Here is a 16974-nt window from a genome sequence, read left to right on the forward strand (position 1 = left end):
TGTGGGAGCGGGCTTGCCCGCGAATGGGGCGACTCGGTATCAGAACCCTACACTGGCCTGTACATAGAAGGTGCGCGGCTCACCCACGTACAACCCGGCGTTGTTGTCGCTGGAGCGGGTGTAGTACTGCTTGTCGAAGATGTTCTTCACCCCCGCCGCCAGCTTCAGGTTCGACAGCTGCGGACCGAAGTCATAGCCACCACGAGCATGCCAGGTCACATAGCCCGGAATGTTGCCGTACTGCCCATCGGCGCTCGGCTGGGTGATGTAGTTGCCGGTGAAGCTGCCATCGGCATTGACCCCGGTGCCCGGTGCGCGCTGCTTGGATTGGGCGTAGGCGTCCAGGTTCCAGGTCCAGCGGTTGATCTGGTAACGCAGCCCGGCAGTGGCCACCTGACGCGAGTAGAACGGCAGGTCGCGGCCCTTGAAGCCAGGGATCTCGCCTTCATAGGTGGCACGGGTGTAGGTGAAACCGGCATTGGCCGACAGACCGTCCAGACGCGGATCCAGGCCCGCCAGGTCATAACGCACCGATGCCTCGATACCCTGGTGCTTGGTCGCACCCAGGTTGGTCCAGCCCACGTCGTTGCTGATGTACTGCAGTTCGTCGTCGAAGTCGATGTAGAACGCCGTCAGCTCGCCCGCGAAGTGGCCGTCGTCATAACGGGTACCGATCTCGTAGGTCTTGGCCTTCTCCGGCTCCAGGCCGTTGGCGGTGTTGTCACCCGAACCACCCTGACCCAACTGGAAGTACTGCAGGCTGCCGAACGAGGTCTCGTAGTTGGCGAACAGCTTCCACGCTTCGGACATGTGGTACATCACGCTCAGGGCCGGCAGAGGCTCGTTGCTGGTGATGCTGCGGTTCTTCTCCGGCACCGGGCGGTTGTTGTTGTCCAGCACCGGACGGTCGCGCCAGTCGGTATTGATGTGCTCGAAGCGGATGCCCGGGGTGATGGTCCAGTTGCCGACGTCGATCTTGTCATCGATGTAGTAGGCACTGGCCTCGGTGCCGCCGGTACGGTCCTGGTAGACATGGCCATCGGCGGTCGGGGTGACGGTCGGTACGTTGTCGATCAGCGCCAGGCGGGAGGCCTGCTCGCGCATGGCTTCCTTGAGGTAGCGATAGCCGACGCTGACTTCCTGGGTCACAGGCCCGGTGAAGAAGACCCGCGACACACGCGGCTCGATACCGAAGGTGGTGTAGTTACGCGGGAACGACGACAGGGTGCGCTGGTCGCGAGCGGCAATGGCGCTGCCGCGGAAGCTGTCGGTGTAGTAGGTCAGCACTTCGAACTGGGTGGCTTCGTCGAGCTGGCGCTGCCACTTGAACGAGACGTCCTTGCGTCGACCACTGAAGTAGTCGTAGTCGCGCACCGACTGGTAAGGGTCGCGGTCGAACTGCGCCTGGGTCAGGCCACCGGGCATGTCGGCGCGGCCGTCATAGTAGTGGAAGTTGAGCCAGAACTCGTCGCTGTCGGTGGGTGCCCAGTGGGTCTTGAGCAACACGTCATCGATATCGTTGTCGTTGTTGCTGCGGCGGTAGCCGTTACCGTTGACGCCGGAGTACAGCAGCGCAACGCCGATGCCGTTGTCGGCAGTACCGCCGACGAAGGCCGATTCGGTGTGTTTCCAGCCACCGTACTTGGAGGTTTCCAGGGTAGTACCCAGCTCGGCGGTGGCTTTTTCCGGGATCGCCCGGGTGACGAAGTTGATGACGCCACCGACGTTCTGCGGGCCATAACGCACCGAGCCTGCACCGCGGACCACGTCGATGCTGTCAAGGTTGCCCGAGGAGATCGGCGCCATCGACAACTGCGGCTGGCCATAGGGGGCGAAGGCCGCCGGCACGCCGTCGATCAGCACGGTCGAGCGTGGCGACAGGCGCGAGGTCAGGCCACGCACCCCGACGTTGAGCGACAGGTCGCTGCCGCCGGTGCCGTTGGAGTCCTGTACCTGCACACCCGGGATACCACGCAGTGCGTCGCGCACGTTCATGGTGCCCTGCTCGACCATTTCCTGGCGGCGCACCACGGTACGCGCGCCGGGGTGGTTCTGCACCACGGTCTGGTCGGCATCGCCCAACCAGTCACCCACCACCTTCACATCGGTCGGCGCCAGCTCCAGGCTGCCGGTGGTCAGGGTGCCGGCGCTCTGGGCCGGTTTGACCACCACGGTGTCCTGAGACATTTCGTAGGTCAGCCCGCTGCCCTGCAGCAGCTGCTGCAAGGCCTGCTCGGGGGCCAGGCTGCCAGACACCGCTGGCGCCTGCTTGCCAGCGACCAGGTCGGGGCTGAAGAACAATTGCAGGCTGGTCTGCTGGCCCAGTTGAGTCAGGGCCGAAGCCAATGGCTGGGCCTGGATCTGGATGGCGGCCGGAGCTTGTTCGGCATAGCTGTTCGCAGCGGCGGCGCTGACCGCCAGGGCCAGCGCCAGGCGGCGCAGGCGAAGGAAGGGCTTGTTGTTGTTCACGTCTTCGATAGGTCCTGAAAGTCCGGATAAACGCCAACCATGCGCAAATGGAAATGCTTGGCAGTTGCAGCTGGCGAGGAAGACGAACGAACCGGAAAAAACCTGAATCTATTTCGCGATTATTTCGCTGGAGCCGTCGGAATGGGCTTTCACGGCCACGGGAAGGATGTTCGGCAGGGCCCGCAGCAACGCGTCGGTGTCGTCGGTGCTGAAGGTACTGGACAGACGCAGGTTGGCGACCTTGCCCGGAGCGACACGCAGCGGGTGGGCGCGATAGCGCGACACCTCGCTGACCACTTCGGCGAGGGTCGCGTTGTCGAACACCAGCTTGCCCTGGCGCCAGGCGGTGAGCGAGGCGGCGTTGACCGCATAGGGCGCGGCGACCTTGCCCTGCTGGTCGATATGCGCGCCCTGCCCTGCGCCCAACTGCGCCAGCGAGCCAGCCGCGCCTTCGACCTTCACCGAACCCTGCTCGACGACAACCCGGGTCAGGCCGCTGTCCTGGCGCACGTCGAAACGGGTACCGGTGACGGTGACGCTGCCCTGGGCCGTATCAACCACGAAGGGCCGACTGCTATCGTGGGCGACACTGAACATCGCCTCGCCCGTCTCCAGGCGCAGTTGCCGGCGCCCGGCGCTGAAGGCGACCTCGACGCGCGTCGCGCTGTTCAGCTCCAGGCGCGAGCCGTCCGGCAGCTCGAACAGGCGGCGCTCGCCCAATTGCGTGGCGAGCACGTCATGGTGGTTCAACTGCTGATACTGCCACCCCGCCCAGCCCAGCCCCAGCGCGGCGACCGCAACGCCTGCGGCCAGGGCCTGACGCAGCAGACGCCGACGCGGCAACTGACGCACCGGCTCTGTTTCACACAGTGCCTCAAGGCGTTCGGAAGGGATGAAATCGGCTGCACACCACAACCTGCCAAGCAGTTCGTATTCCTGCCGGTGCTCGGGGCGCTCGTCCAGCCAACGCTGCAGGCGCTCGCGCAGGCCGCTGTCATCCGGCGCATCCTGAACGCGGACAAACCAGTCGGCGGCCTGTTCGCGCGGGTTGTCGGCGCCTTGCTGATTCATCGAAAGGGTCTCCTGACTCATCTGGTGGTCACGTCCAGGTGCTCACGCAGATGTCGGAGCGTGCGAATCATATACTTTTCGACCATATTCTTGGTCAAACCCATGCGCTCGGCGATCTCGGCCTGGGTCAGGCCTTCGAGTTTCTGCCAGATGAACACCCGCCGGCAATTGACCGGCAGTTGCGCCAGCGCCCGCTCGACGGTGTCTGCCAGCTCCAGTGCGTGCATGTAGGCTTCCGGGTCACCGCCCTGGGCACCGCCCTCATCGAACAGCTCCAGTTCCAGTGCCTGGCGCCGGTCTGCGCGACGGAAACCATCCACCGCGATGTTGCGTGCGGTCTGGTGCAGATAGGCACGCGGCTGCTCGACCTGCTCGCGCGGATTTTCCAGCACGCGGACGAAAGCATCGTGGGCGAGGTCCTCGGCCTGCTGACGACTGCGCAACTTGCGCGTCCAGGTGCCGATCAGCTCGTGATAGTGGTCGAGAAAGCCTTTGTGTCCGGACACGGTCTGGCTCGTCAGGGAGGCGGGGACAAGAGGTCGCAAATAATAATACTTCTTATTAAAAGCGGCAAATCGGCGTGCAACTGTCCTCACGGGAGCATTTTTTTGCCTCGGTAACAAAAAATTTATCGAGGGATTCCGGCACGGAGGTACCAGCCAGGCGTGGCCATAAATATGAACACCCAGGCGCTTTTCGCGAGCGAGCACGGCACGGCGCAAACACCCTGATGCCTATGGAAACGGGTTCACCCAGCAACGGGCCGACATGCTCCATTCCACAATTCTTTACGCTGGAATTGACCAGGGGAACATCTGCCGGTCACACGAGTCGGTTATTCAAATGGCTACTCGTCGATTGCACGGGAACACGCTGGGATTGCGGGTTGATTCTGCATTCCTCACGTCCTAAAGTGCGCGCCGAACGTCCATGCTGGAAACGATCCATCCGGCTCAAGTACTGACGACGAGACAGCAAGGCCGCCGCTTTTACAGCGACCTTTTTGCTTTCGGCGACATGCCTTGGGAAGTAGGCGAACCAAAGTGGGGATACGGAGGACGTTCAGTTTGCAGCCACTTATCTTTTCAGTTTGCCCATGGAGTCCCTAAGCATGTCGATCCAGGTCGAAGACTATTTCGCGCGCGACACCTTTCAGAAAATGAAGGCGTTCGCCGACAAGCAGGAAACCCCGTTCGTACTCATCGACACCCAGATGATCAGCCAGGCCTACGACGACCTGCGCGCGGGCTTCGAATTCGCCAAGGTCTACTACGCAGTCAAGGCCAACCCGGCGGTCGAGATCATCGACCTGCTCAAGGAAAAAGGCTCGAGCTTCGACATCGCCTCGATCTACGAGCTGGACAAAGTGCTGGGCCGTGGTGTCAGCGCCGACCGCATCAGCTATGGCAACACCATCAAGAAGTCCAAGGACATTCGCTACTTCTACGAGAAGGGCGTGCGTCTCTACGCCACCGACTCCGAAGCCGACCTGCGCAACATCGCCAAGGCCGCACCGGGCTCGAAAGTGTACGTGCGCATCCTCACCGAAGGCTCCACCACCGCCGACTGGCCGCTGTCGCGTAAATTCGGTTGCCAGACCGACATGGCCATGGACCTGCTGATCCTGGCCCGGGACCTGGGCCTGGTGCCTTATGGCATCTCGTTCCACGTCGGTTCCCAGCAGCGCGACATCAGCGTCTGGGACGCGGCCATCGCCAAGGTCAAGGTGATCTTCGAGCGCCTGAAAGAAGAAGACGGCATCGAGCTGAAGCTGATCAACATGGGCGGCGGCTTCCCGGCCAACTACATCACCCGTACCAACAGCCTGGAAACCTACGCTGAAGAGATCATCCGCTTCCTCAAGGAAGACTTCGGTGACGACCTCCCGGAAATCATCCTGGAGCCGGGCCGTTCGCTGATCGCCAACGCCGGTATCCTGGTCAGCGAAGTGGTGTTGGTGGCGCGCAAGTCGCGCACCGCGGTCGAGCGCTGGATCTACACCGACGTGGGCAAGTTCTCCGGCCTGATCGAAACCATGGACGAAGCCATCAAGTTCCCGATCTGGACCGAGAAGAAAGGTGAAGCCGAAGAAGTGGTGATCGCCGGCCCGACCTGCGACAGCGCCGATATCATGTACGAGAACTACAAGTACGGCCTGCCGCTGAACCTGGCCATCGGCGACCGCCTGTACTGGCTGTCGACCGGCGCCTACACCACCAGCTACAGCGCGGTGGAGTTCAACGGCTTCCCGCCGCTGAAGGCGTTCTACCTGTAACACCTGAAAAGGCGCTTCGTCACGAAGCGCCTTTTCAGCCAGACGATGGGTGTCAGGGCTGTGCTACCCAAGTCTCTTGAATCTGAATCCAGAGCCCAGCCTGCTCGCCACTGCCTGTGCGCATCTTGTTATGCCATCCCGTCCGAACGCTGGTCGGCGCTTCATGGCGCAAGCCTCCAGCAGTGACATGCGACATTGCAAAGCCATAGGCTGGCCCGCCCATTTCGTTGACATGACCAAGCCGCAATGGCTTGCCATCCCAGCTTAGAAGCCAGTCGCAGGAAATACCGACAGCGGGAACCATCCTCAGACTGCCATCACTGGCTACAGCCAAGCGCTGCCCATGATGAGGCTTGCCTGGAGCCCAACTACGAACGTCATAGCGCTCCGGCTCACCGCGGTTGAAACAACCAAACCAGAAACGCTCTTGATTTTGTAAGTTGACGCTGCTGCAGAGGTAAACATCACCACGGCGGTCTACATCAACGTTGCCATAGTAGCCACCCCCGCTCTTTGCTCCCTTGAGTTTACCGGCGGTCAGCGTGCCCGAGCCCTTGCTGGTTTCACAGGATAAAACGGCGATAAACGAAGCAGCTGGGTTATAAGTACTCATGTTTGACCTCAGATCGCTGAAATGAGTCCTATCGTCACAAGTACGACCTAGCTGGATAATCGTGAAATCTTTCTCGGGTCTGACGCCATGCTTCACGAGCGGCTGCGACGCTCCAGTTCCTCCTGGTAGTCCGCTGCAACGCAAGCCAACAAAGGCCCACCGGCACGCAAAGTCAACACGCTGCTGCGCAGGAAGCTTTCGTTGCCCTCCTGCCTGGCTCGTCGTAGCCAGGGAAACGCCGCTTCGATTTGCCCTCGTTCGACAAGCACCAGCGCCAGGCTGAACATTCCGCGAAAATCCCCCGCCTCGGCCGAACGCCGATACCAGCGTACCGCCCGCGCAGGGCTCGCGGTGGTGGCAATGCCCTGCTCCAGGTAACGCCCGTACAGGTTCATCGACTTGGCATGCCCCATGTGCGCCGCCTTCTCGTAACAGATCAGCGCCTGCGCCTGATTTACTGGCACCCCGCGACCGGTAGCCAACAGGTTGCCCAGGTTGTAGAGGCCCCAATCGGAGTCGGCATCGGCGGCCTTTGCGTAATGGATGGCCGCCTGGGTCAGATCGATTTCACCACCCCAACCGTGCTCCAGGCATCGCCCCAGCATGTTGTACGCCATGGCGTTGCCGGCCTGGGCGGCAATGGCGAACCAATGCCGTGCCAGGCGCTCATCCTGTTCGATCCCATGCCCGTCGAGCAGAATCTGCCCAAGCAATGCCTGCGCCTCGACCACCCCCTGCCCCGCGGCTGCAAGAATCGCCTGGGCGGCCTTGCCGGGGCTGTGCTCGAGCATCGACTTGAGCTCGGCAACATCGATCACATCCTCGCGTCGCAACTGATACGACATGCTCAAACCTCCGCCCAGCGACGCAACAGGTTGTGGTAGGTGCCGGTCAGTTGCAACAGCGACGGATGATCGGGCACATCGGCACCGAGCTGGCGTATGGCGTTGTCCATCTCGAACAGCAGCGTGCGCTGGCCATCGTCACGCACCAGGCTCTGGGTCCAGAAGAACGCCGCGAAGCGCTCGCCGCGCGTCACAGGGTTGACCTTGTGCAGGCTGGTGCCCGGATACAGCACCATATCGCCTGCCGCCAGCTTGACCTGCTGCACACCGTAGGTGTCCTGGATCACCAGCTCGCCACCGTCGTAGCTGTCTGGCTCGCTGAGAAACAGCGTGGACGAAAGGTCGGTGCGTACCCGCTCGGGGCTGCCCTTGGGTTGGCGCAGCGCGTTGTCGATGTGAAAACCGAAGTTGCCACCTTCGCGGTAGCAATTGACCAGCGGCGGGAACACCTTGTGCGGCAACGCCGCCGACATGAACAACGGATTGCGCCACAGCCGGTCGATCAGCGCGCTGCCGATCTCCTTGGCCAGGGCATGGCCTTCGGGCAACTGCAGGTTGTGCTTGGCCTTGGCCGACTGGTAGCCGGCCGTCGCCTTGCCATCGGCCCAGTCGGCCTGCTCCAGGGCCTGGCGGATGCGGGAAATCTCGTCGGCGTCGAACAGGCCGGGGATGTGCAGAAGCATGGCGCGAGGTACCTGGCAGAGGGCAAAGGCCCAATGATATTGATTCCCTTTTGCGACAGGCAAGTGCCGTTGGCGCAATCCCCTGCCTTGCGGCCACGACCGCAGACGCACGAACCCGGAAAAACCGTAAGGGTAAAATGTAAAGATTGTAAGTTTCTTGCGAATGGTAACGAGTCTCAATTGTTACTTACAATTGCTTACATTAACATCCGCGGCCTTCACACCTTGGGGAAGGTCAAAAACAAAATGCGCCACGTACCATCCGCTGTCAGCTCACCACGCCTGCTCACCTGCGCCATCGGCGTCGCCCTCAGCGCGACCTCGGCCTATGCCGCCGATCCCGCAGCCGCCCAGCCGGTCACCCTCGACGCCACCAGCGTCAACGGCAAGGCCGAACAGGCGAGCACCGAGTACAAGGTCGAAAAAGCCTCCTCGCAGAAATACACCGCACCACTGGTGGACACCCCGCGTTCGGTCACGGTGATCCCGCAGCAGGTGATCAAGGACACCAACGCCCTGAGCCTGCAGGATGCGCTGCGTACCGTGCCGGGTATCACCTTCGGTGCCGGCGAAGGCGGCAACCCGCAAGGCGATCGCCCGTTCATCCGCGGCTTCGACGCCCAAGGCGATACCTACCTGGACGGCGTGCGCGACACGGGCGCACAGACCCGCGAGATCTTCGCCATCGAATCGGTGGAAGTGGCCAAGGGCCCGAACTCCGCCATTGGCGGCCGTGGTGCTGCAGGTGGCACCATCAACCTGGTGAGCAAGCGCGCCCACCTCGGCAACTCGCTCGACGGCGCCTGGACCTGGGGCAGCGACCAGACCCAGCGCTACACCTTCGATGGCAACTACCAGTTCAGCGACACCGTGGCCGGGCGCCTGAACCTGATGACCCACGAGAGCAACGTCGCCGGGCGCGACAAGGTCAATTACGACCGCTGGGGCATCGCCCCGTCGCTGGCCTTCGGCCTGGGCACCCCGACCCGCGTCAACCTTGACTACTACCACCTGGAAAGCGACGACCTGCCGGATTCGGGCATCCCCTACACCGTGCCGGCCGGCGGCACCGGCGCCCGTACCTCGGCCAATCCGAGCAAGCCTTACGCGGGTGGCGACCACGACAACTTCTACGGCCTGACCGGTCGCGACTTCCGCAAATCGCGGGTGGACATCGCCACCATCGCCGTCGAGCACGACCTGTCCGACTCGCTGACCGTCAAGAACACCCTGCGCCACGGCAACAGCATGCAGGACTACATCCTCACCCAGCCAGACGACAGCAAGGGCAACGTCAACAACGGCAGTGTCTGGCGCCGCGCCAACACCCGCGTGGGCAACACCGCCACCACCACCAACCAGACCGACCTGTTCGGCGAGTTCTACCTGGGCGGCCTGAAGAACAGCTTCTCCACCGGCATCGAACTGAGCCGCGAAGAGAGCGAGCGCTCCTCGTACAACGTCAACACCGACACCACGCCCGCCTCGCCCGGCAACGCGAGCACCAACTGCACCCCGGGCATGATCGTCTCCAGCGGCTACAACTGCACCTCGCTGAGCAATCCCAACCCGGACGATCCGTGGAACGGCGCGATCTCGCGCAACTACGCCGGCACCACCACCAACAGCAAGACCCGTGCGCTGTACGTCTTCGATACCCTCGAACTGACCCCGCAGTGGCTGCTGAACATGGGCCTGCGCTACGACCACTTCGACACCGACTACAAGACCTACACCGCAGCCGGCGCCACCACTGCCAAGGGCCGCGACAAGAGCGAGTTCATCACCGGCCAGTTGGGCCTGGTGTGGAAGCCGGCCGACAACGGCAGCATCTACGTATCCTACGCCACCTCCGCCACGCCACCGGGCGCGATGCTCGGCGAAGGCCAGGAAGGCAACCCGCTGCCGGGTACGCCGGACCGCTCGGGCAACCTGCTGTCCAGCGACCTGGAACCTGAAGAAACGACCAACTACGAGATCGGTACCAAGTGGGACCTGCTTGACCAGCGCCTGTCCCTGGCCGCTGCGCTGTTCCGCACCGAAAAGGAAAACGCTCGCGTCCAGGTGAATACCACCACCTACGAGAACGTCGGCGAAACTCGCGTGCAGGGCATCGAGCTGTCGGCCAGCGGCAAGCTCACCGACAAGTGGCAGGTGTTCGCCGGCTACACCTACATGCAGGCACGCCAGATCGACGGTGGCCCGCTGGGCAAGGCCAACGACGGCAACCAGCTGCCGAACACGCCGAACAACAGCGCCAGCCTCTGGACCACCTACGCCATCACACCGAAGCTGACCGTTGGCGGCGGCGCCTTCTATGTGGATGACGTGTATGGCAGCGTGGCCAACACCACCATGGTCGACAGTTACGTGCGCTACGACGCCATGGCTGCGTACAAGCTGACCAAGAACGTCGATCTGCAACTGAACGTGCAGAACCTGACCAACGAGGTGTACTACGACAAGGCCTTCTCCACCCACTTCGCCAACCAGGCGGCCGGGCGCACGGCGCTGCTGACCACCAGCGTCCACTTCTGATGAGGGGACTGGGCTAGTCTGCACCGGCCTCTTCGCGGGCAAGCCCGCTCCCATAGGGACACCACAATCCTCAAATCCTGTGGAAGACCTGTGGGAGCGGGCTTGCCCGCGAAGAGGCCGGTGCAGTCGAGCACTAAACAGAACGCCCCCGCCCCGATCATTCCTGTGGGCGGGGCTTTTGCGTATCAAGGCATAATGCACGCCGCGCGGTCTGTGGCTGCAACACAAGGTGATCGATGTGGTGAAGAAGTCGCTGTTCCAATTGCACTGGTTCTTTGGCATCACCGCCGGCCTGGTGCTGGCGCTGATGGGCATCACCGGTGCGATCTGGTCGTTCCAGGAAGAACTGCTGCGCCTGTTCAACGCCGATGTGCTCAAGGTCGAGGTGCGCCAGGAGGGCGTGCTGCCGCTGCCGGAACTGGTGCGCCGCGCCGAACTGGCCCAGGGCGACAAGGTGGCGATGCTCTGGGTCGATACCCACGCCGACAATGCCGCCCGCCTCTTCTTCACGCCGCCGCCCGGCGAACGCCGCGGCGAGCTGCGTTATGCCGACCCTTACACAGGCGAGCTCAAGGGTGAGGTCGCGGGGATAGGCTTCTTCAACCTCATGCTGCAGCTGCACCGTTTCCTGGCCATGGGCGATAGCGGCCGGCAGATCACCGGTGCCTGCACCCTGATGCTGATCTTCTTCTGCCTCTCCGGCCTTTACCTGCGCTGGCCGCGCCGGGCCCTGAACTGGCGGGTCTGGCTGAGCTTCGACTGGGCCAAGAAAGGCCGCGCCTTCAACTGGGACCTGCACGCCGTCGCCGGGACCTGGTGCCTGCTGTTCTACCTGCTGTTTGCCCTGACCGGCCTGTTCTGGTCGTACGACTGGTACCGCGAGGGCCTGAACACACTGCTCGCCGACAAACCCGCAGCCGGCGAACAGCAGCAGCGCGGCGCAGGTCGTGGCCGCCCCGGACCGCAAGCAGCGGATGCCAAGGCGGCGCCGCTGGTGGTCGATTACGACGCCATCTGGAACAACCTCAAGAATGCCGCCGGCCCAAGCCTTGCCAGCTACAACCTGCGCCTGCCACCTGGCGGCGGGCAGCCAGCGAAGCTGTTCTACCTGCTTGATGACTCAGCCCACGAGCGCGCCTTCAACACCCTGACACTTGACCCCGCCAACGGCCAGATCAAGCGTCACGAGCGCTACACCGACAAGTCGTTCAAAGCCCAACTGCTGCAGAGCGTCTACGCCCTGCACGTGGGCAGCTATTTCGGTTTGCCGGGCAGGATCATCCTCACCATCGCCAGCCTGACCATGCCGCTGTTCTTCGTCACCGGCTGGCTGCTGTATCTCGATCGCCGCCGCAAGAAGCGCCAGGTCCGTGCCGCCCGTGGCTCGGTCGACACCGCCCAGGCCAGCGGCGACAGCTGGCTGATCGGCTTCGCCAGCCAGAGTGGCCTGGCCGAGCAACTGGCCTGGCAGAGCGCAGGGCAGTTGCAGGCGGCGGGCTTGCCGGTGCAGGTGCGCTCGCTTGCCGAGCTGGGCGCGGACGAGCTGCGCCAGGCCCGTCGTGCACTGTTCGTGGTCAGCACCTTCGGTGATGGCGAAGCGCCTGACAGCGCCCGCGGCTTCGAGCGCAAGGTGCTGGGCCAACCCTGGGCGCTGCAACACCTGAACTACGCCCTGCTCGCCTTGGGCGATCGACAGTATCCGCATTTCTGCGGCTTCGCCCGACGCCTGCAGGCCTGGCTGGCCGAACGCGGCGCGACCACGGCGTTCAGCCCGATCGAAGTCGACAGTGCCGACCAGAATGCCCTGCAACAATGGCAGCAGGCCCTGGCGCAACTGACCGGCGCACGTCCGCTCGCCGCCTGGCAGCCGCCCAGCTACGGCAACTGGCGCCTGGTCCGACGCGAACGGCTCAACCCCGGCAGCCAGGGCGCACCGGTGTACTTGCTGGGCCTGAGTGCCGAACACCCAAGCCATTGGGAAGCTGGCGACCTGGTCGAGGTGCTGCCCCGCCACAGCCAGGCGCGGATCGATGCCTTCCTGCAAGGGCTGGGGCTCGATGCGAATCTACCGGTGCAACTTGATGGTCTTGTCGAACCGCTTGGCCAAGCGCTGGCCAGTCGCCAGTTGCCGACCAGCCGCGAGCATCTGGTCGGCCTGCACGCCCAGGCGCTGGTCGATTCGCTGATCCCACTCGGTGCCCGCGAATACTCCATCGCGTCGATCGCCAGCGACGGCGTGCTGGAGCTGATCGTGCGCCAGGAGCGTCATGCCGATGGCAGCCTCGGGCTGGGCTCCGGCTGGCTGACCGAATACCTGCCCATGGACGGCCATGCCAGCCTGCGTCTGCGCCGCAACAGCAGCTTCCACCTGCCGACAACCTCGGCACCGATGGTGCTGATCGGCAACGGTACTGGCCTGGCAGGCCTGCGCAGCCTGCTCAAGGCCCGGATCGCGGGGGGTGAGCAGCGCAACTGGCTGCTGTTCGGCGAACGCAACCGCGCCAACGACCTGCTCTGCGGCCGTGAGCTGCAAGGCTGGCTGGACAGCGGCGATCTGGCGCGACTGGACCTGGCGTTCTCGCGGGACCAGGCGGAAAAGGTCTATGTGCAGGATGTGCTGTTGCAGCAAGGCGAACAATTGCGCCGCTGGGTGGACGACGGCGCCTGCGTGTACGTCTGCGGGAGCCTGCAAGGGATGGCAGGCGGCGTGGATGCGGCGCTGAAGGGGATGCTGGGTGAAGAGGTCGTTGAGCAACTGATCGAGGATGGGCGCTACCGGCGGGATGTGTACTGATCAGTGCCTATGTGTCGCTCTTTTCGCGGGCTTGCCCGCGAAAAGGCCACCACGATCTCAATGCAGCTCGAAGGTATCGGCATCCAGGTTCGCCGGGAACTTGGTCCGATACGCCGCCAGCTCCGCCGCGCTCAACACCGCGCTGAACACCCCGTCGGCCTCCCCCGCACTCAGCAGGCTCTCGCCCTGGAAGTCCAGCACCTGGCTGTCACCCGAATAGGCAAAGCCCTTGCCGTCGGTCCCCACCCGATTCACCGCAGCCACGTAGCACAGGTTCTCGATCCCCCGCGCCGGCAGCAGCCGGTTCCAGTGCTGGCGCCGCGCGGCCGGCCAGTTCGCCGTGTACAGCAGCAGGTCGGTATCCTGTGCGTCGCGGCTCCACACTGGGAAGCGCAGGTCGTAGCAGATCAGCGGGCGAACTCGCCAGCCCTTGAGCTCGAACTGTACCTGGCGTTCGCCAGGCGTGTAGTGCTTGTGCTCGCCCGCCATGCGGAACAGGTGGCGCTTGTCGTAATGCAGCACCTCGCCGTCCGGTCGTGCCCACAGCAGGCGATTGCGATGGCTGCCATCGGCGGCCTGGATGATCACACTGCCGGTGATCACCGCATCGATCTTCTTTGCCTGTGCCTTGAGCCACTTGTAGGTCGGCCCCTGCTCGGGCTCGGCAAGGCGTTCGGACTCCATCGAGAAACCGGTGGTGAACATTTCCGGCAGGATCACCAGGTCAGCGCCACGGGCCTGCTCCAGCAGTACCTCGAAATGCGCGTGATTGCCCTCGCGGTCATGCCAGGCCAGGGTGGTCTGCACCAGGGCGAGCTTCAGGTTCGGCAGTTGACTCAGATCGCGCATAGTTTTTCCGCTGCCTGACGCAGCGTCTCCTCACGTTTGGCAAAGCACAGGCGCACCAGGCGTTGCTCGGGGATAGGGCGCTGGTAGAACACCGACACCGGGATGGTCGCCACGCCATGTTCGCGGGTCAGCCACAGTGCCATCTCCACATCATTGAGGTCGGGACGGATCGCCGAGTAATCCACCAACTGGAAATAGGTGCCCGCGGTGCGGGCGAAGGCAAAGCGCGATGTCTGCAGCAGGTCGCAGAACAGGTCGCGCTTGGCCTGGTAGAAGCCTGGCAGTTCGTCGATATGCTCCGGGTGTTCGGCCATGAAGTCGGCCAGCGCCCATTGCAGCGGCGTCACGCCGCAGAAGTTGACGTACTGGTGGACCTTGCGCAGCTCGGCACTCAGCGCAGGCGGTGCAATCACATAGCCGGTCTTCCAGCCGGTGACGTGGTAGGTCTTGCCGAACGAACTGACCACGAAGGCCCTGGCATAGAGCGGCTCGTGAGCCAGCACGCTGGCATGGCGCACGCCGTCGTAGACCAGGTGCTCGTAGACCTCGTCGCTCACCAGGTAGATGTCGCGCTCGGCAATCAAGTCGGCAAGCTGGTCGAGGTCGTCGCGAGTGATCAACGCACCGCTGGGGTTGTGTGGCGAGTTGAGGATGACCATGCGCGTGCGCGGGGTCAGGGCATCGCTGAACTTCTGCCAGTCGATGCGAAAATCGCCATCACTCAGTTGCACATGCACGCAGCGACCACCGGCCAGCTCTACCGACGGCTCGTAGCTGTCGTACGACGGGTCGAAGACGATCACCTCGTCGCCAGTCTGGATCACCGCCTGGATCGCACAGAAGATCGCCTCGGTGGCGCCAGGCGTGATGGTCACTTCCTGATCGGCATCCACCTGAGCGCCATAAAGACGGGCGATCTTCGCCGCGACCTGCTGGCGCAACACCGGCAACCCGGTCATCGGCGCGTACTGGTTGTTGCCAGCGGCCACGTGTCGGCCGACCGCATCGAGCAGCGGCTGCGGGCCATTGAAATCGGGGAAACCCTGGGACAGGTTGAGCGCGCCGGTTTGCGCGGCGAGCTGGGACATGGTGGTGAAGATGGTCGTGCCGACGTTCGGCAGTTTGCTGCGGATCATGGAGCCCTCTTTCCTGCGGGGTGGTCCGGCACGGGGTGGAGTCCGAGCATAGCGGATCGGGCAAGCAGGAAAAAGGTTGAAACATTCAAAGGCTCATTCGTGGCCAAGCCCGCTCCACAGGTCGTTCACAGATCTCAATGCCTGTGCCTTGCAGTGGGAGCGGGCTTGCCCGCGAAGAAGCAGACGCGAGAATCAGCGCTTGTCTTTGCGCTTCTTCTCAGCCTTCTTGTGGTGCGACATCAAGCGGCGTTTCTTGTTGACCTGGCGATCGGTGAGGGTGTTCTTGTTGCCCTCGTACGGGTTCTCGCCGCCCTTGTACTCGATGCGGATCGGCGTACCGACCAGCTTCAGCACACGGCGGTAGGTGTTTTCCAGGTAGCGCGAGTAGGAACGCGGGATCTTGTCGGTCTGGTTGCCGTGGATCACGATCAGGGGTGGGTTGGCACCTCCGAGGTGAGCGTAGCGCAGCTTGATCCGTCGACCGTTAACCAGCGGCGGCTGGTGCTCGCTGATGGCGTCTTCGAGGATTTGCGTCAGGCGGCTGGTCGGCCAGCGGGTGACCGCCGACTTGAACGCGGCCTGCACCGACTTGTACAGATGGCCGACGCCAGTGCCGTGCAAGGCGGAGATGAAGTGGATGTCGGCAAAGTCGACGAAGAACAGCCGACGCTCCAGCTCGGTCTTCACGTAGTCGCGCTCGCCCGGCTCCATGCCGTCCCACTTGTTCAGGGCGATGACGATGGCACGGCCGGCTTCCAGGGCGAAGCCCAGCAAGTTCAGGTCATGGTCGACCACCCCCTCGCGCGCGTCCATGACGAAGATCACCACGTTGGCGTCCTTGATCGCCTGCAGCGTCTTGACCACCGAGAACTTCTCGACTTCCTCGTGGATCTTGCCGCGTTTGCGCACCCCGGCAGTGTCGATGAAGGTGTACTTCTCGCCATCACGCTCGAACGGGATGTAGATACTGTCACGGGTGGTGCCCGGCTGATCGTAGACCACCACACGCTCTTCACCGAGCATGCGGTTGACCAGCGTCGACTTGCCGACGTTCGGGCGACCGATGATGGCGATCTTGATGCCATCCTTCTCGCTCGGCCCCGGAACACGCACCGCTTCCTCGCCTTCGGCGACTTCGGCATCCAGCGCTTCCTCGACCTGGTCGCGCGGGATGTGGCCAAGTACGGCTTCCATCAGCGCGTTGATACCACGGCCTTGCGAACCGGCGACCGGAATGGCGTTGCCCATACCCAGCGGCGAGAACTCGGCGCGGGCGACATCGGCATCGATGTTGTCGATCTTGTTGGCGACCAGGATCGCCTCTTTGTTTCGCTTGCGCAGGTGCTCGGCGATCATCTGGTCAGCGGCGGTCATGCCAGCGCGGGCATCGACCAGGAACAGCACATAGTCCGCTTCTTCGATGGCCATCAGCGACTGCTCGGCCATCTTCTCGTCCATGCCCACTTCGTCACCGGTGATACCGCCGGTGTCGATGAGAATGAACGAACGACCCTGCCAGGTGGCGTCGCCGTACTGGCGATCACGGGTCAGGCCCGACAGGTCGCCGACGATGGCATCGCGGGTCTTGGTCAGGCGGTTGAACATGGTGGATTTGCCGACGTTCGGCCGTCCCACCAGGGCGATTACGGGAACCATGCGGCTCTCCACTCGTGAATTCTTGAAAATGCAAAGGGCCCCCGC

At 63.3% G+C, this 16974-nt stretch carries 12 protein-coding genes; 3 read left to right on the forward strand and 9 right to left on the reverse strand.

The window, feature by feature from the left end:
* Positions 1-39 precede the first annotated feature (39 nt).
* The 3 genes from HU729_RS21345 to HU729_RS21355 all read right to left on the reverse strand — a co-directional run bounded on the left by HU729_RS21345 (position 40) and on the right by HU729_RS21355 (position 4046).
* Complete coding sequence (locus HU729_RS21345) at positions 40-2469, reverse strand: TonB-dependent siderophore receptor (RefSeq protein ID WP_186711481.1); 2430 nt, start codon at positions 2467-2469, stop codon at positions 40-42.
* Positions 2470-2577: 108 nt separating this feature from the next.
* Positions 2578-3540, reverse strand: coding sequence for a FecR family protein (locus HU729_RS21350; protein ID WP_186711482.1), 963 nt, complete (start codon positions 3538-3540; stop codon positions 2578-2580).
* Positions 3541-3557: 17 nt separating this feature from the next.
* Positions 3558-4046: a sigma-70 family RNA polymerase sigma factor gene (locus HU729_RS21355; protein ID WP_186711483.1), complete on the reverse strand. Its 489-nt coding sequence runs from the start codon at positions 4044-4046 to the stop codon at positions 3558-3560.
* A gap of 605 nt (positions 4047-4651) precedes the next feature.
* Between HU729_RS21355 and HU729_RS21360 the strand changes: the two genes are divergently transcribed.
* Positions 4652-5815, forward strand: a complete 1164-nt coding sequence (locus HU729_RS21360) for a type III PLP-dependent enzyme (RefSeq protein ID WP_186668187.1) — start codon at positions 4652-4654, stop codon at positions 5813-5815.
* 52 nt (positions 5816-5867) lie between these two features.
* Here HU729_RS21360 and HU729_RS21365 read toward each other — a convergent pair whose 3' ends face one another.
* The 3 genes from HU729_RS21365 to HU729_RS21375 all read right to left on the reverse strand — a co-directional run bounded on the left by HU729_RS21365 (position 5868) and on the right by HU729_RS21375 (position 7956).
* On the reverse strand, positions 5868-6428 hold the full coding sequence (locus tag HU729_RS21365; protein ID WP_186711484.1) for a hypothetical protein: 561 nt from the start codon (positions 6426-6428) through the stop codon (positions 5868-5870).
* 92 nt (positions 6429-6520) lie between these two features.
* Positions 6521-7273 carry a tetratricopeptide repeat protein gene (locus HU729_RS21370; protein WP_186668197.1) on the reverse strand — a complete coding sequence of 251 codons (753 nt, stop codon included), beginning with the start codon at positions 7271-7273 and terminating at the stop codon, positions 6521-6523.
* Positions 7274-7275: 2 nt separating this feature from the next.
* Positions 7276-7956, reverse strand: coding sequence for a Fe2+-dependent dioxygenase (locus HU729_RS21375; protein WP_186668199.1), 681 nt, complete (start codon positions 7954-7956; stop codon positions 7276-7278).
* A gap of 246 nt (positions 7957-8202) precedes the next feature.
* Here HU729_RS21375 and HU729_RS21380 point away from each other — a divergent pair, with 246 nt between their 5' ends.
* Together HU729_RS21380 and HU729_RS21385 are read left to right on the forward strand one after the other, a co-directional pair.
* On the forward strand, positions 8203-10494 hold the full coding sequence (locus tag HU729_RS21380) for a TonB-dependent siderophore receptor (RefSeq protein ID WP_186711485.1): 2292 nt from the start codon (positions 8203-8205) through the stop codon (positions 10492-10494).
* A 238-nt stretch (positions 10495-10732) separates the two neighbouring features.
* Positions 10733-13288 carry a PepSY domain-containing protein gene (locus HU729_RS21385; RefSeq protein ID WP_186711486.1) on the forward strand — a complete coding sequence of 852 codons (2556 nt, stop codon included), beginning with the start codon at positions 10733-10735 and terminating at the stop codon, positions 13286-13288.
* 57 nt (positions 13289-13345) lie between these two features.
* On the opposite strand, the gene HU729_RS21390 is transcribed toward HU729_RS21385, so the two are convergent.
* From HU729_RS21390 to der, 3 genes are all read right to left on the reverse strand, one after another.
* On the reverse strand, positions 13346-14137 hold the full coding sequence (locus HU729_RS21390; RefSeq protein ID WP_186668205.1) for an amidohydrolase: 792 nt from the start codon (positions 14135-14137) through the stop codon (positions 13346-13348).
* Entirely contained in the window at positions 14125-15273 is a 1149-nt protein-coding gene (locus HU729_RS21395; RefSeq protein ID WP_186711487.1) for a pyridoxal phosphate-dependent aminotransferase, read from the reverse strand. Before HU729_RS21395 ends, HU729_RS21390 begins: the two co-directional genes overlap by 13 nt.
* Before the next feature lie 192 nt (positions 15274-15465).
* Positions 15466-16929, reverse strand: coding sequence for a ribosome biogenesis GTPase Der (gene der, locus HU729_RS21400; RefSeq protein WP_186711488.1), 1464 nt, complete (start codon positions 16927-16929; stop codon positions 15466-15468).
* Positions 16930-16974: the final 45 nt, after the last annotated feature.

It is taken from the genome of Pseudomonas sp. RW10S2 (genome assembly GCF_014268985.1).
GTDB classification, from domain to species: Bacteria; Pseudomonadota; Gammaproteobacteria; order Pseudomonadales; family Pseudomonadaceae; genus Aquipseudomonas; species Aquipseudomonas wayambapalatensis.